General features: G+C 73.1%; 11 protein-coding genes. 2 read left to right on the top strand and 9 right to left on the bottom strand.

All coding sequences use genetic code 11. The annotated features are described in order from the left end of the window. Positions 1-30: 30 nt before the first annotated feature. From HEP85_RS00705 to mqnE, 9 genes are all read right to left on the bottom strand, one after another. Complete coding sequence (locus HEP85_RS00705) at positions 31-1,062, bottom strand: ketoacyl-ACP synthase III family protein (protein ID WP_168525164.1); 1,032 nt, start codon at positions 1,060-1,062, stop codon at positions 31-33. A gap of 159 nt (positions 1,063-1,221) precedes the next feature. Continuing rightward, on the bottom strand, positions 1,222-5,292 hold the full coding sequence (locus tag HEP85_RS00700) for an AMP-binding protein (protein WP_369658095.1): 4,071 nt from the start codon (positions 5,290-5,292) through the stop codon (positions 1,222-1,224). A 29-nt stretch (positions 5,293-5,321) separates the two neighbouring features. Next, positions 5,322-6,173, bottom strand: coding sequence for an ABC transporter permease (locus HEP85_RS00695; RefSeq protein WP_248001743.1), 852 nt, complete (start codon positions 6,171-6,173; stop codon positions 5,322-5,324). Positions 6,174-6,178: 5 nt separating this feature from the next. After that, positions 6,179-7,171 carry an ATP-binding cassette domain-containing protein gene (locus HEP85_RS00690; protein WP_168525156.1) on the bottom strand — a complete coding sequence of 331 codons (993 nt, stop codon included), beginning with the start codon at positions 7,169-7,171 and terminating at the stop codon, positions 6,179-6,181. A gap of 37 nt (positions 7,172-7,208) precedes the next feature. Next, on the bottom strand, positions 7,209-8,414 hold the full coding sequence (gene mqnC / locus HEP85_RS00685) for a cyclic dehypoxanthinyl futalosine synthase (RefSeq protein ID WP_329294629.1): 1,206 nt from the start codon (positions 8,412-8,414) through the stop codon (positions 7,209-7,211). 52 nt (positions 8,415-8,466) lie between these two features. Further along, positions 8,467-9,366 carry a menaquinone biosynthetic enzyme MqnA/MqnD family protein gene (locus HEP85_RS00680; protein WP_168525154.1) on the bottom strand — a complete coding sequence of 300 codons (900 nt, stop codon included), beginning with the start codon at positions 9,364-9,366 and terminating at the stop codon, positions 8,467-8,469. 166 nt (positions 9,367-9,532) lie between these two features. Then, a complete protein-coding gene (locus HEP85_RS00675; RefSeq protein ID WP_168525152.1) occupies positions 9,533-10,297 on the bottom strand; it encodes a thioesterase II family protein in 765 nt (254 codons plus the stop codon). An 87-nt stretch (positions 10,298-10,384) separates the two neighbouring features. Then, positions 10,385-10,687 (bottom strand): ferredoxin, encoded by a 303-nt coding sequence (locus HEP85_RS00670; protein ID WP_168525150.1) that lies wholly within the window; start codon positions 10,685-10,687, stop codon positions 10,385-10,387. Between the two features lie 107 nt (positions 10,688-10,794). Continuing rightward, positions 10,795-11,958: an aminofutalosine synthase MqnE gene (gene mqnE, locus HEP85_RS00665; RefSeq protein ID WP_168525148.1), complete on the bottom strand. Its 1,164-nt coding sequence runs from the start codon at positions 11,956-11,958 to the stop codon at positions 10,795-10,797. A 396-nt stretch (positions 11,959-12,354) separates the two neighbouring features. Here mqnE and HEP85_RS00660 point away from each other — a divergent pair, with 396 nt between their 5' ends. Both HEP85_RS00660 and HEP85_RS00655 read left to right on the top strand, forming a co-directional pair. Next, positions 12,355-13,215, top strand: coding sequence for a 1,4-dihydroxy-6-naphthoate synthase (locus tag HEP85_RS00660; protein WP_168525146.1), 861 nt, complete (start codon positions 12,355-12,357; stop codon positions 13,213-13,215). 182 nt (positions 13,216-13,397) lie between these two features. Further along, complete coding sequence (locus HEP85_RS00655) at positions 13,398-23,291, top strand: SDR family NAD(P)-dependent oxidoreductase (RefSeq protein ID WP_369657515.1); 9,894 nt, start codon at positions 13,398-13,400, stop codon at positions 23,289-23,291. The last annotated feature ends 39 nt before the right edge of the window (positions 23,292-23,330 follow it).

Genomic DNA, 23,330 nt, shown 5'->3' with positions numbered 1-23,330 from the left:
GGAAGAGGCGGAGGGGCGGAGGGGTGGTGTTCAGACCGCCCAGTGCGGCGTGTCGGTGATGGTGAGCACGGCCGCGCTGCACAGCCATCCCGGCCCCTGGGAGAACAGCAGGACGTTGTCGCCCGGCACCACCTCGCGCGTGCGCACCAGGTGTTCCAGGGAGATGAACACGTCGGCGCCGCCCACGTGCCCGACCGTCCGGCCGAAGTCCCAGCTGCACTCCGCCATGGTCAGCCCGAGCGGCAGCATGATCGAGTACTCGATCATCCGGCCGTCCATGTTGATCGGCACCACCTTGGTGAGGTCGGACGCGTTCAGGCCGGCGTCGACCAGCGACCGGTGGATCATGTCCAGGCCGAACAGGGTCAGCTTCTCCATCGTCTCCGACAGGGGCATCCGCTCGCTGAACTGCTCGGCCCGCTCGACCATGCCGGCCACCGTTCCGGTGTCCTCGCGCAGCAGCAGTGGCCCGTCCCCGCGGTGCCACGACTCCAGCTCGTGCAGCACCCCCGAGTTGAGGGAGCGCACCTCGGCGAAGCCCTCCTCGTCGCTCACCAGCACCGCGGCCGCGCCGTCCCCGAGGATGTACGCCTGGCCGAAGCCCTTCCAGCGGTCCATCTGCGGCGAGGAGAAGTTCTCGCCCGTCGTCAGCAGCACCGAGCCCGCCCCGGCGGCCCCGGTGAGCTTGCCGATCGCCACCTCCAGGGCGCTGAGCATGCCGTCGCAGCCCTGCTGGAGGTAGAGCGCGGGAATGTTGCCCAGGCCCAGCTCCCGCAGGATGTAGCCGGGCGGGTAGGCCCCGTCGGGGCCCTGGTAGTGGACGGCGCTGTGGATGTACGCCCCGAGGTCCTCGGGATCGGTCTTCGAGCGCTCCAGCGTGGTCCGGGCGGCCGCCACGACGAGGTCCATGGCCGGCACGTCACCGGCGACATGGGTGCCCGTCAGCCCGTTCGCCGCCTGGATCTCGCCGTCCAGCCTCCCTTCGGCCACGGCCTGCAGGGCGTCGGCCCACTCGGGCAGCACGACGCCCAGCGATTCGATGTGCACGTTCTCGACCCTCATCTGCCTTCTTCTCCTCTTCCGCCTTCGGGCGTTCTGTGTCGTGCGGCGTCGTGACGGCGGACATCCGTCACGACGGCGCCGGGCGGCGCGGCACCACCGTCAGGTGCCGCACCGCCCGGCCGGGGATCCCGCCTCAACGGGCCTGTCGGACAGCCTGGTTCAGCGGGCGAGCAGCTCCTTCTTCAGATGGCGGGCGAGCCCGGCCGGCGTGGCGAAGTCGAACACCACGGCCGCCGACAGGGGCAGCCCGGTCGCCTCGACCAGCGCGTTGCGCGCGGTCAGCGCCGTCAGCGAGTCGAAGCCGAGCTCCCGCGTCTCGCCGTCCGGCGGCACCTGGGCGCCGCCGGGCAGCCCGAGGGAGGCGGCGAAGTGCGTGCGTACCAGGTCGATGAGGGACTGCTCCTGCTCCGCGTCCGACAGGGCCGCCAGCCGGTGCCGCAGCCCGGACGGGTCCGCCACCGCGTCACGGGCCACCCGGCGGCCCGCACCGGCCACCAGCCCCCGCCGCAGCGCGGCCGAGCCGGTGAGCGGGCCGGGGGAGCCGGCGCCGCCCAGCGGGGTGCGCGCGGCGACGACCGCGGGCAGCCCCAGCGAGCACGCCGCGTCGAAGAGGTCGAGGGCCTCCCGCGAGGCCAGGTCGGCGCCGCGTACCGACACGGCCGGCACACCGGCGGCCCGCAGCCGCACCGCCCACGCGTCCAGGAACGCGCCGGCGGCCTCGGCGACCAGCCCGGGGGCGGTCGGCGAGGGACCGGGGGAGCTGAGCACGAACGTGTCCACGTCCCCGGGCGCGAGCCCGTCGCCGAGGGCGAGCGCGGTGTCGACGACCGGCCGCAGCACCGCGTCGACATCGCCGTCGGGCCCCTCGGAGGCGATGTGCACGGCCGCCGCGAACAGCACGGCCGAAGGACCGGCCGCCCGCAGCGGGCGCACGGACGCCACCGGGTCCGCCGCGTCCCACGCGGCCACGGACGTGCCCGGCACTCCTGCCTGCGCCGCGGCAGCCGGGTCCGGCCCCGCGGTGTCGGCCAACAGCACCTCACGCGAGCCGAGTCCGGCCGGCAGACGCCCGACCGGTGCGGTCGCCCCGGCCTGCACCACCAGCAGCAGGCCCGTGCCGCGCGGGGTGGGCACCGGGGAGCCTGCACCGGGCGCGACGCGTTCGACCCGCGGCACGCGCGCCGCACGGCCGCGCAGCGCCAGCCGGGGTTCGCCCGAGGCCACCGCGTCCGGCAGGACGCGCCAGGCCCGCTTGGAGGCGTCCGTGTCGACCAGCACAAATCGGCCCGGGGCCCGGTCCTGCGCCGCGCCGACCAGCCCCCACAGGGCGGCGGCCGGCAGGTCCGGCGCCGTGGAGCCGTCCCAGGCGGGCACGGCACCCCGGGTCAGCACGACCAGACGGCTGTCCGCGAACAGCGGATCACCCCACCGGCGCGCCCACTCCAGGCCCTCGCGCACGGCGCCGCGCACCGCGTCCGCGACGTCCGCCCCGCTCCCGGCGGCGGCCGGGGGCCGGGAGACGACCACCACGTGCGGCGGCTCGGCGCCGTCGGAGACGGCCTTCGCGAGGGCGCCGAGGTCCGGATACGTCTCCGAGTAGCGCCCGGCGGCCATCAGGCCGGCGCGGACCCGCAGCGGGTCGTCACCGACCACCGCCCACCGTTCGTCGCCGTGCCGCGCGGCCGGCGCGAGTTCCACGTCGTGCCACACCTGGGTGAACAGGCCGTCCTGCTGGAGCGCCGAGGCCCGGGCCAGCGCGGAGCGGGTCAGTCCGCCGGCCGTCACGGACTCCACGCTCAGTACGGGATCGCCGGCCGCGTCGGCGGCCTCGATGCCGAACCCGCCGTCGGGCCGCGGCCGTACCCGCACGCGCAGCACGGACGCCCCGGAGGCATGCAGCGTCACCCCGTGCCAGGAGTCCGGCCACCACAGGCCGTCGCCGTCCGGCGCGGGCGCCTGGACCGCCGGATCCACCCGGGTGTGCAGGAGCAGGGGCCGCAGCACCGCGTCCAGCAGTGCCGGGTGCAGTCCGAACAGGGCCCCCTGCTCACGGTTGTCGTCGGGCAGCGCGACCTCGGCGAACAACTCACCGTCGCGCCGCCACACCGTCCGCAGCTCGCGCGGCACGCCGTCGCCGGAATCGGACGGCAGTTCCTCGAAGGGGACGCGCCGGGAACCCGCGGGCGGCCACACGGCCAGTTCACCCGGGTCGTCGGGGTCGGGGAGGCCGGGCGCGAGGGTGCCGGACGCGTGGCGGGTCCAGGGCCGCCCGGTCGCGCCCCCGCCGTCCCGCCGGGCGTGCACGGTCACGGGACGTACGCCCTCGTCGCCGGCGGCCCCGACACTCACCCGCAGCTGGACGCCGTCCCGCTCGGGCAGCACGAGCGGTTCGCCGGTGCCCAGTTCCACCAGCCGTCCGCAGCCGACGTGGTTCCCGGCGTGCAGCACCAGCTCGGCGAGCACCGCGGGCGCCACGACGGCCGTACCGGCCACCGTGCGGGACGGCGGCGCAGCGTGCCCGCCGCCCTGCAGCCGGCCGGAGAACAGCACGCCGTCCCCACCGGGCAGCTCGACCGCGGCCTGCAGCAGCGGGTGCGCGCCGTCCAGCAGGCCGAGTTCCAGGGCCCCTTCGTAGACCCGCGAGGACTGCTGCGCCGTGCGGGCCCTGCGCCACAGCAGCCGGCCGGGCAGCCCGGCCAGACGCTTGCGGGCGATCTTCCCGGCGGGGTTGCGCGGGATCTCGTCGACCTCGTACAGCTCCTCGGGCAGCTTGAACGCCGACAGCTCCGCGCGGCACGCGGCCAGGACCGCGTCCGTGTCGATGCCGCCGGGTCCGCGCACCAGGTACGCCACCGGCACCTCACCGAGCGTGTCGTGCGGCTTGGCGCCCACGGCCGCGTCCGCGATGCCCTCCACCCGGCCCAGCACCTTCTCGATCTCGCCCGGATGGATGTTCTCGCCGCCGCGGATGATGAGTTCCTTCAGCCGGCCGCTGATCGTGACGTACCCGGCGCCGTCCTGCCAGGCGATGTCACCGGTGCGGTACCAGCCGTCGCTCAGCACGGACGCGGTCGCCTCGTCCTGGCGGTGGTAGCCGAGCATCAGCGCCGGGCTGGAGACCCACACCTCGCCCTCCTCCCCGCCGGGCACTTCCTCCCCGGTGCGGGGGTCCGTCAGACGCAGCGTCAGACCCGGTACGGGCAGCCCGCAGGAGCCCGGCACGTACGGGCCCTCGGGAAGGTTGGTGGTGATCGCGCCGCCGGTCTCGGTGCTGCCGTAACTGTCCAGCAGCGGCAGGCCGAACGCGGCGCGGAAGGACTCGTGCAGCGACACCGGGCAGGAGGAGCCCGCGACCATGCACAGTCTCAGGTCGGCCAGGGCGTCGAAGCCGTCGGACCGGGCCCGCTCGACCATGTGGTGGTACATCGTCGGCACTCCGACGAGGAACGTGGAGCGCTCCTCGCGGGCCGTGCGCAGGATCTCGTCCGCCGCCAGCCCGTCGGTGATCCGGGCCGTCGCGCCGACCGCCAGCACGCCGAGCACGCACACGTTGTGCGCGACGGCGTGGAACAGCGGCATCGGCCACAGCACCCGGTCCTCGGGCGACAGCCCGAGCACCGGGGCGGTGCAGGCGCCGGTCGCCCACAGCGACGACCGCTGGGTGGAGACCACGCCCTTGGGGCGGCCCGTGGTGCCGGACGTGTAGAGCATCCACGCGGGTTCGTCCATGCCCAGGTCGTCGCGCGGCGGATGACGTATCGACCAGGTCGTCGCCAGGGTCTCGTAGCGCGGCAGACCGTGCTCCTCCTCAGGCCCGGAGGGGTCCGGCACGACCACGACCGCGACCCCCGGCCGGTCGACCAGGACCCGGCGCACCTGCGGCAGTTGGGCCACCCCGGTGATCACCATGCGGGCCGCGCAGTCGTCCAGCAGGAAGGACAGCTCCGCGTCGGTCGACTGAGGGTTGAGCGGGACGCCGACCGCGCTCGCCCGCGTGACCGCCAGGTAACTCTCCACCGTCTCCACCCGGTTGGGCAGGTAGATCACGGCCCGCGCCCCGCGTTCGAGGCCCAGTTCGGCGAGGTGGCCGGCCACCCGGGCGGTACGCAGGGCGAGTTCGGCGTACGTCACCGAGCGGTGGGCGTCGCGGAACGCGGGCTGCCGGGGCCGGTGTTCGGCGTGCCCGGCGAGCAGTTCGTGCAGCGGCCGGACGAGATCGGCACGGAACATCTCACTCACGCTCCTCGGACTCCCGGCGGTCAGGCGGCGGACGCGCGGTAGCGGCGCACCGCCAGCGCCCGGCACGCCAGGGCGATGACGACCGACCACGCCACGGACACCACCACGGCGTGCTCGGCGGGCCAGCCGGTCGTCGCGTGCAGCCCGGGGTTGCCGAACAGGTCACGGGCCGCCTGGACGGTGGCCGTGAGCGGGTTCCACTCCGCCGCGAAACGCAGCGGGGCCGGGAGCGTGGACGGCGCGACGAACGCGTTCGACAGGAAGGTCAGCGGGAACAGCCACAGGAAGTTGCCGGTCGCGGCGGCCTCCGGCGCGCGGACCGACAGACCGATGAGCACCCCCACCCACGACAGGGCGTGGCCCAGCAGGAGCAGCAGCCCGAACGCCGCGGCCGCGTGCAGGAATCCGTGGTGGATGCGCCAGCCGACGATCAGGGCGCAGCCCACCATCACCACGATCACGGCGCTGTTCTGCACCAGGTCGGCGAGCGCGCGGCCGGTCAGCAGCGCCCCGCGGGACATGGGCAGCGAGCGGAACCGGTCGACCATGCCGCTCTTGAGGTCGTTGGCCATGCCCACGCTGCTGTTGCTGGCGGTCGCGAAGGCGATGGTCTGCGCGAAGAAGCCGGGCATCATGTACTCGCGGTAGGCCTCCGGCCCGCCCGCGCCGGGCAGCGCGAAGGAGCCCGCGAAGAGGTAGGCGAAGAGCAGGACGAACACGATCGGCTGCACGAGGCTGAGGACCAGCACCTCGGGGATGCGGACCATCCTGATGATGTTGCGCCGCGTGATCACGACCACGTCGTGGATCGCCTTCGCCGCGGACGCGGGGCGCAGGGCGTCCCCGCCGCGGGACTGTACCGCCCATGCCACGGTCATCACTCCTTCTCGTTCGACGCGCCGGCCGAGACCATCGCGTGCTTGGACCGGCCGCCGCGGGGCGGGTCCGTCAGGGCCAGGAACACCTCGTCGAGGGTCGGCTGGCGCAGGCTGATGTCACTGATCTCGATCCCGGCGCCGGCCAGGGCGCCGATGACCTCGGTCAGCAGGTGCACGCCGCCGTCCACCGGCGCGGAGACCAGCGACCTGGCCCGGTCCACGTCGGGTGCGCGGGTGCTGAAGCGGCCCAGCAGCGCGGCGGCGCCCTCGATCTGTTCGGCGCGCTCCACGACGATCTCGATCTGCTGCCGGCTGGTGCGTGTCTTGAGTTCGCGCGGTGTGCCCTGGGCGATGATCCGGCCCTGGTCGACGACGGCGATGTCCTGGGCGAGCCGGTCCGCCTCCTCCAGGTACTGCGTGGTCAGCAGCAGGGTGGTGCCCGCGTCGACCAGCCGGTCGATGGCCTCCCACAACAGCAGGCGGCTGGTGGGGTCGAGGCCCACCGACGGCTCGTCGAGGAACATCACCGACGGCCGCACCACCAGCGCGCACGCGAGGTCGAGGCGCCGGCGCATGCCGCCCGAGTACGTGGTGGACACCCGGTCGGCGGCCCCGGTCAGCTCGAACTGCGCGAGCAGCTCCTCCGCCCGCCGCCGGGCCGCGCCGGCCCGCATGCCGTACAACTCGCCGATCATGCGCAGGTTCTCACGGCCCGTCAGCCGGTCGTCGACGGCGGCGAACTGGCCGGACAGCCCGATCGACCGGCGCACCAGGTCCGGGGCGCGGACCACGTCGTGGCCCGCGACCGTGGCGGTGCCCGCGTCGGGGCGCAGCAAAGTGGTGAGCACCCGGACGGCGGTGGTCTTGCCCGCCCCGTTGGGGCCCAGCAGACCCAGCACGGTGCCCTCCGGGACCGTGAGAGTGACTCCGTCGAGAGCCCGGATCTTCCCGAAGGTCTTGACGAGGCCCTCAGCGTGGATGGCGCCCGGCATGGCTTCTCCGTCCTGTTTCTGCGTTCGGTGGGACTTCTCAGTTCGCGGAGATCAGCTTCAGCTCGGGGTGGGCGGTGCCGCCCGCGATCGCGGTGGACGAGATGTGGGAGACGACCCGCTCGTCGACCGGGTCGTTCGCCGGGTCGTCGTTGACCCTGAGGTGCTCGTAGGTCGTGGAGCGCTGCGCGGGCACCCGCCCGGCACCGCGGATCAGCGTGAGCAGTTCCACCAGGTTGGAGCGGTGCTTGGCGCCGGCCGAGGAGACGACGTTCTCCTCCAGCATCACGGAGCCGAGGTCGTCCGCGCCGTAGTGCAGGGTCAGCTGGCCGGCCTCCTTGCCGGTGGTCAGCCAGGAACCCTGGATGTGCCGCACGTTGTCGAAGAAGAGCCGGGCGATCGCGATCATCCGCACGTACTCGAAGAGCGTGGCCTGCGTACGGCCCTTGAGGTGGTTGTTCTCCGGCTGGTAGGTGTACGGGATGAAGGCGCGGAAACCGCCGGTCCGGTCCTGTACGTCGCGGATCATCCGCATGTGCTCGATGCGTTCGGCGTTGGTCTCGCCGGTGCCCATGAGCATCGTCGAGGTCGACTCGACCCCCAGCCCGTGCGCGGTCTCCATGATCTCCAGCCAGCGTTCGCCGGACTCCTTGAGCGGGGCGATCGCCTTGCGGGGGCGGGCCGGGAGCAGTTCCGCGCCGGCGCCCGCGAAGGAGTCGAGGCCGGCGGTGTGGATCCGCTGGATGGCCTCCTCCACGCTCACCTTGGAGATCCGGGCCATGTGCTCGACCTCGGACGCGCCGAGGGAGTGGATGACCAGCTGGGGGAAGTTCTCCTTGATCGCGGAGAAGTGCTTCTCGTAGTACTCCACGCCGTAGTCGGGGTGGTGTCCGCCCTGGAACATGATCTGGGTGCCGCCGAGTTCGACGGTCTCCGCGCAGCGGCGCAGGATGTCGTCGAGGTCGCGGGTCCAGCCCTTGGCGGTGTCCTTGGGCGCGGCGTAGAAGGCGCAGAACTTGCACGCCGTGACGCACACGTTCGTGTAGTTGATGTTCCGCTCGATGATGTACGTCGCGATGTGCTCGGTGCCGGCGTACTTGCGGCGGCGTACGGCGTCGGCGGCGGCGCCCAGCGCGTGCAGCGGAGCGTCACGGTACAGGGCCAGGGCCTCCGCCGGGGTGATGCGCTCACCCTCGGCGGCACGGTCGAGGACGGACTGCAACGGGGACGGGGTAGGTCGGGGCATGATGCCGGCCTTTCCGGGGCTGTGGATGGTGTTCCTGGTCATGGCGGGGGTGTCACTCGGGGGCGGTGCCCAGCAGGCGTACGGCCACGTCGGGCGGGAAGCCCTCGGCCGCACCGCCGACCCGGCGGGCGAACTCCTTGATGCCGGCCAGCTGCTCCGCGCCGAGCCGGAAGTCGAGCGCCTGCGTGTAGTACCGCTCCAGCGTTCCGGCGTCGAACTCCTCCCACTGGGAGGCCTGTTCGCTCACCTCGGTCACCTCGCGCAGCGACAGGTCCCGGGAGGCCAGCAGGTCGGCGTGGACCTGGTGGACCAGAGCGGGCTCGCGGGCGAGGAAGTCGCGGCGCGCCGCGAACACGGCGAACACGAACGGGAGGCCGGTCCACTCCTTCCACATCCGGCCCAGGTCATGGACCTGGAGGCCGAGCCCGGGAGCCTCGTGCAGCGCGGCACTCAGCGCCACGTCACCGATGATGACCGCCGCGCGGGCCTCGGACATCATCGTGCGCAGGTCGGGCGGCCGCACCACGTACTCCGGCCGCACCCCCACCTTCTCCTCCAGGAGCAGCCGGGCCAGCCGCACCGAGGTCCGGCTGGTCGAGCCCAGCGCGACACGCTCGCCGTCCAGCTGCTCCAACGGCACCTGACTGAGGATCAGGCACGACATGACGTCGCCGTCACTGCCCACCGCGATGTCCGGCAGGGCCACCAGGTCGTCGGCGTGCCGCAGGAACTCGACCAGGCTGATCGGCCCGATGTCGAGATCACCGGCGGCCAGCGCCTTGTTGAGGCCGTCCGGGCTGTCCGTGCGCAGATCCAGGTCGAGCAGGCTGCCGGTGCGGGCCAGCCCCCAGAACAGCGGCAGGCAGTTGAGGAACTCGATGTGCCCGACTCGGGGGCGGCGACGTTTGGTGCGCAGCGCCGACGACGGTTCTGCGACGAGTGGTTCGGTCATCTGTGGACGCTCCCGGAGCGGGTCGAAGAAGGGGCGGCGGGGCGTACTCGGTGCCCGGCGCACGGAACGAGGAGGGACAAAAGGAGGGGTGTGCGACACGTCGGGAGAGGAGCATCCCGGCGCCCGCCTGAACGTGTGCGGCCCTGCCCGGCAGCCCGCGCCGGCCCTACGCCCCGCGGGAGACCGTCGCGGTGAAGTGCTCGGTGAGGACGGCGAGGACGTCCGCCGCCCGGTCGGTGAGATAGAAGTGACCGCCGGGGAACACCCGCAGCGTGCTGCCGCCCAGCGTGTGGCCCTCCCAGGCGCGCGCCTCGTCCAGCGAGGTCTTCGGGTCGTCGTCGCCGACCAGCACCGTCACCGGGCAGCGCACGGTGTCGTCCGGCGCGGCCAGATAGGTCTCGACGGCCGTGTAGTCGTTACGGATCGCCGGCAGCACCATGCGCAACAGCTCCTCGTCGTCGAGAAGCCGGCTGTCGGTACCGCTGAGCGCACGGATCTCGGCGATCAGCCGGTCGTCACCGAGGGTGTGCACCCTCTCGTCCCGGGTCCGGGACGGCGCCCGCCGCCCCGACGCGAACAGCCGCACCGGTCCGCTCCCGGACCGCTCCAGACGCCGGGCCACCTCGAAGGCGACCACCGCTCCCATGCTGTGCCCGAAGAACGTCAGCGGCCGGTCCTGCCAGGCCCGCAGCGCCTCGGCGACCCGGTCGGCGAGTTCGGCCACTGAGGTCAGCCCCGGCTCATGACGCCGGTCCTGCCGCCCCGGGTACTGCACCGCGACCACGTCGACGGCGGGACTGAGGGCCGCCGCGACCGGCAGGTAGAAACTGGCGGAACCCCCCGCGTGCGGAAAGCACACCAGACGCTCGGCCGCTTCGGGAGCGGGACGGAAACTGCGGATCCACAGATCGTCCGCGGGAGTTGGACTCATGGGACGCGGATGTCCTTCCAGGGGATCGGCGCACCCGGCACAGGGGTCCGGTGCGCGGTGCGGAACTGGCTGCGGGGCGGCGGAGCCTCAGGCGCTCTCCGCCTCCGGACCCCAGACCTCGACGTCGTCGGCGACACGGCGCACGTGGATGCACTCGCCGGGGCACTCCTTGGCGGAGTCGGCGACATCCGGCAGCAGCTCCAGCGGGATCCGCGTGGCGGCGCGGGGCTCCTGGAGGAGCTCGTCGTCCTCGTCTTTCACATAGGCGATGCCGTCCACGTCCAGTTCGAACACCTCGGGCGCGTACTGGGCACAGATACCGTCGCCGGTGCACAGCTCATGGTCGATCCAGACCTCGAAGGCCTGCTCGCCGCTCGTCTGCTGGGACATGTCCACCTGCCTGCCGATCGTGTCGTGAGACCGCGCACCGCGGTGCGCGGGGGTGAGGGGAGAGGGAAGGCCGCGGCAGGACACGCCGTCCGCCGCGGCCCGGCGCGTCAGACACGCATCGGCTGCGGCTCGTCGCGGCGGGTGAGGTCCGGGCCGTCGTACTCGCGGATGATCTCGTAGCGGGTGTTGCGCTCCACGGGACGGAAGCCGGCGTCACGGATCAGGTCGAGCAGATCCTCGCGGGTCAGCTTGTTCGGGGTGCCGTAGTTGTCCGCGTCATGCGTGATCTTGTACTCGACGACCGAACCGTCCATGTCGTCCGCGCCGTGCTGCAGGGCGAGCTGCGCGGTGTGCAGGCCGTGCATGACCCAGAAGACCTTGACGTGCGGGACGTTGTCGAACAGCAGGCGGGAGACCGCGAAGATCTTCAGCGCCTCGGTACCGGTCGCCATCTGGGTGCGCGCCTGGAGCTTGTTGCGGACCTTGCCGTCCTTCATGTCCACGAAGTCGTGCTGGTAGCGCAGCGGGATGAAGACCTGGAAGCCGCCGGTCTCGTCCTGCAGCTCACGCAGCCTCAGCACGTGGTCGACACGGTGGCGGGGCTCCTCGATGTGCCCGTACAGCATGGTGCACGGCGTCTTGAGGCCCTTGGAGTGCGCGAGGCGGTGGATGCGCGACCAGTCCTCCCAGTGGGTGCGGTGGTCGACGATGTGCTGCCGCACCTCCCAGTCGAAGATCTCCGCGCCGCCGCCGGTCAGCGACTCCAGACCGGCGTCGATCAGCTCGTCCAGGATGTCGGAGGCCGACAGGCCGGAGATCGTCTCGAAGTGGTGGATCTCCGTCGCCGTGAACGCCTTCAGCGAGACGTTCGGCAGCGCCTTCTTCAGCTCCCGCAGCGAACGCGGGTAGTAGCGCCAAGGAAGCGTCGGGTGCAGGCCGTTGACGATGTGCAGCTCCGAGAGGTGCTCGCTCTCCATCGTCTTGGCGAGACGGACCGCCTCCTCGATACGCATCGTGTACGCGTCCATCTCGCCCGGCTTGCGCTGGAACGAGCAGTAGGCGCACGACGCGGTGCACACGTTCGTCATGTTGAGGTGACGGTTGACGTTGAAGTGGACCACGTCGCCGTTCTTGACCGTCCGCGCATGGTGCGCGAGCTCGCCCAGCCAGGCCAGCTCGTCCGACTCGTACAACGCGATGCCGTCCTCGCGGGACAGCCGTTCACCGGAGTAGACCTTCTCCTCCAGCTCACGCTTGAGCCCTGCGTCCATTACCGGGGAACCTCCTCGGTCAGTGCCTGGCGGCACACGTAGTGAGTGCGAGTACGCGGGTGGCACGTAACTCGTCTGCGGGCCCCGGCCGAGCCACCCGTCTTCGCGGACGACTCGCGCCGCCGTGGATCCGGCAGGGCGGAACTGGTGCGGAGCCGCGCCACCCGACCCAGGCCGGCCGGCCCGCCCGTTCCGGACGAGCCCGAACCCTCCTGGAGACAGCGGCACATGGACCGCTGCCGACCGGAACACAGGGGATCCGGCCACGTCGGATGAGGCTCCCTCATCTTCGCGGAGGACAGTCTGGGGAAAACCCCACACCCACTGCGGCTTTCCTGGAGGGGGCGCGCGAGCGCCGTCACCGGATCACTCACGGCAGAGAATGAGGCGGGCCGCATGACGTCACGACTGACCCTGGCGCACTCCCCGTGCCCGAACGACACGTTCGTCTTCCACGCCCTGACCCACGGCCTGATCCCCGGCGCTCCCGGAACCGACGTGCGCCTGGCCGACATCGACGTCACCAACGGACTCGCCGAACGCGGTGAACTGGACGTCCTCAAGGTGTCCTACGGCGTCCTGCCGCACGTACTCGACACCTACGCCCTGCTGCCGTGCGGCGGCGCCGTCGGCCGCGGCTGCGGACCGCTCGTCCTGCGCAGGGAGACCGGCCCCGCCGGCCGCCTCACCGGCGCCCGCGTCGCCGTACCCAGCACGAGCTCCACCGCCTACCTCCTCTTCCGCCTCTGGGCGGCCCGCGCCGTCCCCGGCGGCGTCGGCGAGATCGTCGTCCTGCCCTTCCACGAGATCATGCCCGCCGTGCGCGACGGCCTCGTCGACGCCGGCCTCGTCATCCACGAGGCCCGCTTCACCTACCGCCACTACGGCCTGCACAGCGTCGCCGACCTGGGCGAGGAATGGGAGAAGGAGACGACCCTGCCCGTCCCGCTCGGCGCCATCATCGCCCGCCGCAGCCTCGGCGCCACCCGTCTCACCGCCCTCGCCGACGCCGTCCGCGCCTCCGTCCGCGCCGCCTGGGACACCCCCGCCGCCTCCCGCCCCTACGTCCTGCAGCACGCCCAGGAACTGGCCACGGACGTCGTCGACCAGCACATCGAGCTCTACGTCAACTCCTTCACCGCGGAACTCGGCGACGAAGGCCACGCCGCCGTACGGGAACTCCTCGGCCGCAGCGCCGACCTCGGCCTGCTGCCCGCCGTACCCGACGGCGCCCTGGACTTCCCCCCGAGCCTCTAGAGTCCAGCGCCCGCCAACGCTAGGGGATCTCTTAGAGCCGGTCACCGCAGGTCCGGAAGCCACCCCCGGCCGTCCGCATAATCGGCCCCAGGCCGCCCGTATCCGTCCGGGACCGCCACCGCCCGCGCCACCGACGCACCACCGGCGACACCACGGGCCCCGCTGTCGAAGGGAACCGATCCGTGACCGAGGACAGGCTCCGCGAACTTCACGAGTTCCTGAAGCGCGTCACCGCAGACCTCCAACGCACGCGCAACCGCCTGCACCAGGTCGAGTCGAGGGCCACGGAACCCATCGCCATCGTCTCCATGAGCTGCCGCTACCCCGGCGGCGTACGTACCCCGGAAGACCTCTGGCACCTCGTGGACAGCGGCACCGACGGCATCTCCGGCTTCCCCGAGGACCGCGGCTGGTCCGTCGACACCCTCTACGACCCCGACCCCGACCACCCCGGAACCTGCTACACCCGCCACGGCGGCTTCCTGCACGACGCCGTCGACTTCGACGCCGACTTCTTCGGCATGTCACCCCGCGAAGCCCTCGCCACCGACCCCCAGCAGCGCCTGCTCCTCGAGGTCACCTGGGAGGCCATGGAGCGCGCCGGACTGCGCCCCGCCGACCTGAAGGGCACCGCCACCGGCGTCTTCGCGGGCGTCATGTACAACGACTACGGCTCACGGTTCCCCGAACCGCCCGAAGGACTCGACGGCTACATCGGCAACGGCAGCGCCGCCAGCATCGCCTCCGGACGCATCGCCTACACCTTCGGCTTCGAAGGCCCCGCCATCACGGTGGACACCGCCTGCTCCTCCTCCCTGGTCGCCCTGCACCTGGCCGTCCAGGCCCTGCGCGCCGGCGAGTGCGACCTCGCCCTCGCCGGCGGTGTCGCCGTCATGTCCACCCCGGTCACCTTCATGGAGTTCAGCCGCCAGCGCGGACTGTCCGCCGACGGCCGCTGCAAGTCCTACGCGGACGCCGCCGACGGCACCGGCTGGGGCGAGGGCGTCGGCATGCTCCTCCTGGAGCGCCTCTCGGACGCCCGGCGGGCCGGCCACGACGTCCTCGCGGTCATCCGCGGCTCCGCCGTCAACCAGGACGGCGCGAGCAGCGGCCTCACCGCTCCCAACGGCCCGTCGCAGCAACGGGTCATCCGCGCCGCGCTCGCCGCCGCCGACCTCCGGCCGGGCGACGTCGACGCCGTCGAGGGCCACGGCACCGGCACCACCCTCGGCGACCCCATCGAGGCCCAGGCCCTGCTCGCCGCCTACGGCCAGGACCGGGCCGCCGACCGCCCCCTCTGGCTCGGCTCGCTCAAGTCGAACATCGGCCACACCCAGGCCGCCGCGGGCGTCGGCGGCGTCATCAAGATGGTGCAGGCCCTGCGCCACCAGCGGCTGCCCCGCACCCTCCACGTCGACCAGCCGTCCACCACCGTCGACTGGACGGAGGGCGACGTCCGCCTCCTGACGGCACCGGTCGAATGGACCGACCCGGGCAGGCCGCGCCGGGCGGGCGTCTCCGCCTTCGGCGTCAGCGGCACCAACGCCCACGTCATCGTGGAACAGGCACCGCCCGCCGAACCGGCGGACGACCGGGGCGACGACGCACCGGCGGCCGACGCCTCCGGGACACGAACCGCGCCCACCCCGCCGGTCGTGCCCTGGCTGCTGTCCGCACAGACCCCGCAGGCCCTCCAGGCCCAGGCCCGCAGCCTGCTCACCCACCTCGACACCCGCCCCGACGACGGCGACCACGCCGTGGCGCACGCCCTGGCCACCACCCGCTCCGCGTTCGACCACCGCGCCGTCGTCCTCGGCGACGACCACGACGCCCTGATCCGCGGCCTCGAAGCCGTGGCGGAGGGCGCCCCCGCCCCCGAGGCCGTCGTGGGCACGGCCCGCCGCGGCGGAGGCAAGCTCGCCTTCCTCTTCTCCGGCCAGGGCGCGCAACGTCTCGGTATGGGGCGGGAGTTGTACGAGGCGTATCCCGTGTTCGCGGAGGCCTTCGACGCGGTGTGCGCGCAGCTGGACGACGGCCTGCGGGAGGTCGTGTTCGGTGAGGACGCCGAGCTGCTGAACCGGACCGGGTGGACGCAGCCCGCACTGTTCGCCATCGAGGTGGCGCTGTTCCGGCTGGTGGAGTCGTGGGGTGTGCGGCCCGACTTCCTGGTGGGCCACTCGGTCGGCGAACTTGCCGCCGCACATGTGGCGGGGGTGTTCTCGCTGGAGGATGCGTGCCGGCTGGTGTCGGCGCGGGGTCGTCTGATGCAGGAACTTCCCTCCGGTGGGGCGATGTTCGCGCTGGAGGCGTCCGAGGACGAGGTCCTGCCGCTGTTGACGGACGGGGTGTCGATCGCCGCGGTCAACGGCCCCCGCTCGGTGGTGGTCTCCGGCACCGAGACCGCAGCGTCGGCGGTCGCGCAGGAGACAGCCGCCCTGGGCCGCCGCACCTCACGCCTCCGTGTCTCGCACGCTTTCCACTCGCCGTTGATGGAGCCGATGCTGGCGGAGTTCCGTGCGGTCGCCGAGAGCGTGACGTACACGCCGGCCCGTATGCCCGTCGTCTCGAACGTGTCCGGACAGGCCGCCGGCGCGGGGGAGTTGGAGTCGGCCGAGTACTGGGTCCGCCATGTCCGTGAGGCCGTACGGTTCGCCGACGGGATCACCTGGCTCGAAGGACGCGGCGTACGCCGGTTCGTGGAGCTCGGCCCGGACGGCACCCTCACCGCCCTCGCCCAAACCAGTGCCTCCGGCGACGAGGACCTGCTGTTCGCGTCCGTCCTGCGCAAGGACCGACCCGAGCCGCTCACGGCGCTCGGCACGATCGCCACCCTCCACACCCGCGGCATCGCCGTCGACTGGCCCGCCGTGATCCAGGGCGACGACTGCCCGCCGGTCACCCTGCCCACCTACGCCTTCCAGCGCAGGCGCTACTGGCTCGACCCCGTCGCCAAAAACACCGCCAGGACGACGGGCCACCCACTGCTCAGCACGTCCATCGCGCTCGCCGGCTCGCACACCGTCGTCTCCACCGGACGCGTCTCGCGCCGGACCCAGCCCTGGCTCGCCGACCACACCGCTTTCGGCACACCGCTCGTGCCCGCCGCGGTCTTCACGGACCTCGCCCTGCACGCCGGTGCCCGGCTCGACAGCCCGCACCTGGCCGAACTCACCGTGGACCTGCCCCTCGTCCTGGCCGAGACCGGCGAGACCGAGATCCAGACCGTGGTCGAGGGCACCGAGGAGGAAGACCGGTGGACGTTCACCGCGCACTCCCGACCCGCCGACCCCACGGGGGACGTGGACGGCCCCTGGCAGCAGCACGCACGAGGCGTCCTGCTGCGGCTGCCGGACACCGCGACGGCCGCCGAGCACCAGGACCCCGCCGCCTGGCCGCCCACCGGAGCCACCCCCCTCGACCTCGACGAGCTCCACCTCACCCTCGAGGACCGCGACACCGTACCCGGCACCGCCCTGCGCACCCTGACAGCCGCCTGGCGGCTCGGCGACGAGGTGTACGCCGACGCCGCGCTGCCCGATCCGCAGCGCGCCGAGGCCGCCCACTTCACCCTGCACCCGGCCCTGATCGAGGGCGCCCTCCTCGCTCTCTCCGCGACCGGACACCCCGCACCCCACGCCCTGTCGTGGTCCGGCCTCACCCTGCACGCCACAGCCGCCGAGTCCGTACGCGTCCGTATCCGCCCCCGCCCGGACGGCACCGTCGCGCTGGCCCTCTTCGACACCACCGGCGCACCCGTCCTCAGCGCGGACGGACTGAGGACACGCACCCTCACAGCGTCGGACCTGCCGGTCTCCGAGGCCGCGGCGAACGACGACATCTTCGGCCTCGTATGGACCGCCTCACCCGGACCGGTGCTGCCGAACGCCCCCCAACTCGCCGTCCACGCCTCCCTCGACGACCTCCTCGCCGCCGCCGGGACCGGCCCGGTGCCCGAGGTCGTCGCCGTCCCCTTCCACACCCCCCTCGACGACGGCACAGCGACCGCCGAAGCCGTCCGCACCGCCACCACCACCGCACTCACCCTGCTGCAGACCTGGCTGACGGACGACCGCTTCACCGGCTCCCGCCTGCTCCTGCTCACCTCCGGCGCCGTCGCCGCGGCCGACGGCGAGACGGCCGGCGACCTGCCCGCCGCGGCCGTCCGCGGACTCGTGCGCTCCGCCCAGGCGGAGAACCCCGGCCGCTTCCTGCTCATGGACACCGACACCCCCGGGCCCGACCCGCGGGCCGTCGCCGGGGCACTGCGCCACGACGAGCCCGACGTCGCCCTCCGCGACGGCCGGGTCCTGCTGCCCCGCCTCACCCGCACCGGTGCCGGGCAGACCTCGCGGACAACGGTCTTCGATCCCGAGCGCACGGTCTTGGTGACCGGCGGCACCGGCACCGTCGGCGCCGCCACCGTCCGCCACCTGGTGACCGAGCACGGCGTACGCCACCTCGTCCTCGCCGGACGCAGGGGCGCGGACGCGCCCGGCGCCCGCGAACTCGTCGCCGAAATGGCCGAGGCGGGCGCCGACATCACCGCGGCCGCCTGCGACACCACCGACCGCGACGCCCTGGCCGCACTACTGGCGGCCATTCCACGGGATCACCCGCTGGGCGCCGTCGTCCACGCCGCCGGCGTGGCGGACGACGGCCTCATCACCTCCCTCACCCCCGAACGCCTCGACGCCGTACTGCGCCCCAAGGTCGACGCCACGGTCAACCTCCACGAGCTGACCCGCACCCTCGACCTGACGGCCTTCGTCGTGTTCTCCTCGGCCGCCGCCACGCTCGGCAGCCCCGGCCAGGGCAACTACGTCGCGGCCAACTCCTTCCTGGACGCCTTCGCCGGACACCTCCGCGGCGAAGGACGCCCCGCCCTCTCCATCGGCTGGGGACTGTGGGCCGCGGACAGCGGCATGACCGGCCACCTGGACACCGCACAGCGCGGCCGCATCGACCGCAGCGGCATCGGCGCCCTGCCCACCCGGGCCGCCCTGGCCCTCTTCGACCGCTGCCTGTCCCACACCGACGGCACCCCCCTGCCCCTGCGCGTCGACCTGCCCGCACTGCGCCGCAACGCGGCCGGGCTTCCCCCCGTGCTGCGATCCCTGGCCGGCCGCCCGCCGCTACGACGGGCCGCGGGCGCCGGGGCGAGCGGCACGGCACCCGCGGGCGGCGCTCTCGCCGCGCTCCCCGAGGAACAGCGCCGGGCGGCAGTCCGGGCTCTGGTCCGTACGACGGTCGCCGGCGTCCTCGGCCACAGCAGCGACGCGTCGATCAGCCTCGACCGCCCCTTCGCGGACATGGGCTTCGACTCCCTCACCGCCATGGAACTGCGCAACGCCTTCACCCGGGAGACCGGCCTCACCCTGCCCGCGACCCTGGTCTTCGACCATCCCAACCCGACCGCCGTCGCCGACTTCCTCCTCGCCGAACTCGCCCCCACCACGACCGGTCCGGCACAGCCCGCACGGCACAACCCCGCGGCACCGGCCGACCTCGCCGACGACCCGATCGCGATCATCGGCATGGGCTGCCGCTTCCCCGGAGGCGCCGAGAACCCCGAACAGCTGTGGGACATGCTCCTCAAGGGCGTCGACGGCATCAGCGACTTCCCCGCCGATCGCGGCTGGGACCTGGCCGCCCTCTACGACCCGGACCCCGAGTCCCGGCGCCGCGGCACGACATACACCGGCCGCGGCGGCTTCCTCGAGAACGTCGGGTCCTTCGACGCGGACTTCTTCGGCGTCTCACCCCGCGAGGCGCTCGCCATGGACCCGCAGCAGCGCCTGCTGCTGGAGACGTCGTGGGAGGCCGTCGAACGGGCCGGCATCAACCCCCGCTCCCTGCGCGGCAGCCGCACCGGCGTCTTCACCGGCACCAACGGCCAGGACTACGCACACGTGCTGAGCACGGCGGACGCCGACACCGAGGGCTACCTCGGCACCGGCAACGCGGCGAGCGTCATCTCGGGCCGGGTCTCCTACGTCCTGGGTCTGGAAGGGCCCGCGGTCACCGTCGACACGGCCTGCTCGGCCTCCCTCGTCGCCCTGCACTGGGCGATCCGCGCACTCACCTCGGGGGAGTGCTCGATGGCACTCGTCGGCGGTGTGACGGTGATGTCGACCCCGGCGGCGTTCGTCGAGTTCAGCCGCCAGCGCGGCCTCGCACCGGACGGCCTGTGCAAGGCGTTCGCGGAGGGTGCGGACGGTACGGGCTGGGGTGAGGGTGTCGGTGTGCTGCTCGTGGAGCGGTTGTCGGACGCGCGCGCCAACGGTCACCCGGTGCTGGCCGTCGTACGTGGTTCGGCGGTGAACCAGGACGGTGCGTCGAACGGTCTGACCGCACCGAACGGCCCTTCGCAGCAGCGGGTGATCCGGGCTGCTTTGGCGAGTGCGGGTCTGTCGGCCTTGGACGTGGACGCGGTCGAGGCGCACGGCACCGGCACGACACTGGGTGACCCGATCGAGGCGCAGGCGTTGCTGGCGACCTACGGCAAGGACCGTGACGCGGGGCGGCCGTTGTGGCTGGGGTCGGTGAAGTCGAACATCGGTCACACGCAGGCTGCTGCCGGTGTGGCGGGTGTGATCAAGATGGTGGAGGCGATGCGCCACGGTGTCCTGCCGGCCACCCTCCACGTCGACGCACCCTCGTCGCACGTCGACTGGGCCGCGGGCGAGGTCAGGCTCCTGACGGAGTCCGTGGACTGGCCGGACACCGCACGGCCCCGCCGGGCCGCGGTCTCGGCCTTCGGGTTCAGCGGCACGAACGCGCACGTGGTGCTGGAACAGGCACCGGAGACGGCCACCGAGGAAACCACGACAGTGGTTCCCCGGCCCGTCCCCGTGACCAACTGGGTCGTCTCCGGCCGTGGCACCGGGGGACTGCGCGCTCAGGCCGCCAGGCTGCTGGCACATGTGCAGGCCCATCCCGACCTGGACCCCGCCGACGTGGGTCTGTCGCTGGTCAGGACCCGGTCGGCGTTCGACAACCGTGCGGTGATCCGGGGCGGCGACCGTGAGGAACTCCTCGCGGGCCTCGCCGCCGTCGCCCGCGACGAGAGCGTGCCGGGTGTGGCCCAGGGCGTCGCGGCCGAGGGCAAGCTCGCCTTCCTCTTCTCCGGCCAGGGCGCGCAACGTCTCGGTATGGGGCGGGAGTTGTACGAAGCGTATCCCGTGTTCGCGGAGGCCTTCGACGCGGTGTGCGGGCACCTGGACGAGGGTCTGCGGGGGGTCGTGTTCGGTGAGGACGCGGGGCTGCTGAACGAGACGGGGTGGACGCAGCCCGCACTGTTCGCCATCGAGGTGGCGCTGTTCCGGCTGGTGGAGTCGTGGGGGATGAGCCCCGACTTCCTGGTGGGCCACTCGGTCGGCGAACTCGCCGCCGCGCATGTGGCGGGGGTGTTCTCCCTGGAGGATGCGTGCCGGCTGGTGTCGGCGCGGGGTCGTCTGATGCAGGAACTTCCCTCCGGTGGGGCGATGTTCGCGTTGGAGGCGTCCGAGGACGAGGTCCTGCCGCTGTTGACGGACGGGGTGTCGGTCGCCGCGGTCAACGGCCCCCGTTCGGTGGTGGTCTCCGGCGTCGAGACGGCGGCGGAGGCGGTCGCGCAGGAGATAGCCGCCCTGGGCCGCCGTACCTCTCGTCTACGTGTCTCCCACGCCTTCCACTCGCCGCTGATGGAACCGATCCTCGCCGAGTTCCGCACGGTCGCCGAGAGCGTCACCTACACGCCGGCCCGCATCGCGGTCGTCTCGAACCTGACCGGACAGGCCGCCGGTGCGGGGGAGTTGGAGTCCGCCGACTACTGGGTCCGCCATGTCCGTGAGGCCGTACGGTTCGCCGACGGCATCGCCCGGCTCGAAGCGCAGGGCGTGACCCGGTTCGTGGAACTGGGCCCCGACGGGACCCTCACCGCGCTCGCCCAGTCCGGCGTCTTTGGCGACGAGGAGATGCTCTTCGCGTCCATGCTGCGCAAGGACCGCCCGGAGACGGACACCGCCCTGGCCGCCCTGTCGGCGGCGTTCACCCACGGGGTCACCGTCGACTGGCCCGCGCTCTTCACCGGCGCGCGGACCATCGCCCTGCCCACTTACGCCTTCCAGCGCGAGCGGTTCTGGCCCGAACCCGCACAGGACGCCCTCGAGCGACGCGTGGACGGCTGGCGCTACCGCGTCGACTGGGAGCCGACGGCCGTACCGCTCCCTCCCGCACCCGTACCGGGCCGCTGGATCCTGCTCCAGCCCTCGGACGAGGACGCGTTGGCGGGCATCGAGGAGTTCGTCCCCGGTGCCGACCGCTTCACCTGCCCCCCTCGGACGGATCGTGCCGCGCTGGCACGGGTCCTCGTACAGGCCGCCGAAGGCGGGGCCGTCGCGGGCGTGCTGTCGTGCCTCGCTCCCGCGGGCGGCGTGGGGACGGCCCTCGCGCTCGTCCAGGCCCTTGGCGACGCGAGCCTCACGGTTCCGCTCTGGACGGTGACGCACGGCGCGGTGTCGACCGACGGACCGGCCGAGGAACCGGCCGATCCGGCGCAGGCCGCCGTATGGGGCCTCGGCCGGGTCGCCGCCCTGGAACACCCCGACCGCTGGGGCGGTCTGGTGGACGTCCCGGCCCAGCGGCCCGACCGGCACGCCCTCGCCGGCATCGCCGCCGCCCTCGTGTCCGGCGAGGACCAGGTCGCCGTACGCGGCCCCGAACTCCTCGCCCGCCGTCTGGTCCACGCCCCGGTCTCCGCCACCTCGGCCCCGGCCACCGCCTGGACCCCGCGCGGCCCCGTCCTGGTCACCGGCGGAACAGGCGCCCTCGGCGCGCGCCTCGCACACTGGCTCGTACAGCGTGGTGCGCGGGACCTCGTCCTGACGAGCCGCCGCGGAGCGGCAGCGCCCGGCGCCGTCGAACTCGCCGACGCACTGCGCGACCTGGGCGCCCAGGTCGCCCTGGAGGCCTGCGACATGGCGGACCGCGACGAGGTCCGCGCCCTGCTGGACCGGCACGCCGTCGACGCGGTGTTCCACGCCGCGGGCCGGGGCGACGCCGCACCGATCGACGCCGCCGACGCCCAGCACCTCGCCGACGTATGGGGAGCCAAGGCCGCCGGCGCCACCCACCTGGACACCCTCCTGAAAGACCGGGACCTGTCGGCGTTCGTGGTGTTCTCCTCGATCGCCGGGGTGTGGGGCAGCGGCGGCCAGTCGGCCTACGCCGCCGCCAACGCCCAACTGGACGCGCTGGTCGAGCGCCGCCGGGCCCGTGGGCTCGTCGGTACGGCGGTGGCCTGGGGCCCCTGGGCCGGCGGGGGAATGGTGACGGACGACGGGGCCGGCGAGCTGGCGCGACGGGGTCTGCGGGTGATGGACCCCGACCGTGCGCTGGCGGGTCTGGGGCGTGCCCTGGACCTCGGGGACGGCACGGTGGTGGTCGCCGACGTGGACTGGGAGAGGTTCCTCCCCACGTTCACCAGCAGCCGTCCCAGCCCGCTCCTGTCCGTACTCCCGGAAGCGGCGGCCCCGGCGGCCGGCCCGGACGACACCGCGGCCCGGGCCGCGGACCTCAGGCACCGGCTCTCCGAACTCTCCACCACCGACCGCAAGCTCGCCCTGCGCAACCTCGTGCGCGACCGGGCCGCCTCGGTCCTCGGCCGCGCCGACGGTCAGAGCATCGAACCCGGCCAGGCGTTCCGCACCATCGGCTTCGACTCCCTGACCGCCGTCGAACTGCGCAACCAGCTCAACCTCGACACCGGTCTGCGTCTGCCCACCACCCTCGTCTTCGACTACCCCACCCCCGGACACCTGGCCGAGCACCTCCACACCGAGCTCTTCCCCGACACCGCAGGACCCGCGGACGCCGACGAGGACACGCTGCGCAAGAAGCTGTCCACCATCCCGCTGGCCCGCCTTCAGGAGAGCGGCCTGCTGACCGCGCTGCTGGCCCTCGCCGAGCCGGACGGGCCGTCGGAAGCGGAGGGGACGGCCCCGGGCGTGACCGCCGAGGCACAGGACGACGACCTGATCAGCACCATGGACGTCGACGACCTCGTCCAACTGGCCCTCGGCGACTCGGCCCACTGACGTGCAGCCCGCCGCCCACCCCGCCCGCCGAAGCCCGAA

The sequence above is a fragment of the Streptomyces sp. RPA4-2 genome (assembly GCF_012273515.2).
In the GTDB taxonomy this organism is placed as follows: Bacteria; Actinomycetota; Actinomycetes; order Streptomycetales; family Streptomycetaceae; genus Streptomyces; species Streptomyces kaempferi.
This window is presented reverse-complemented; position numbering and strand designations above follow the sequence as displayed.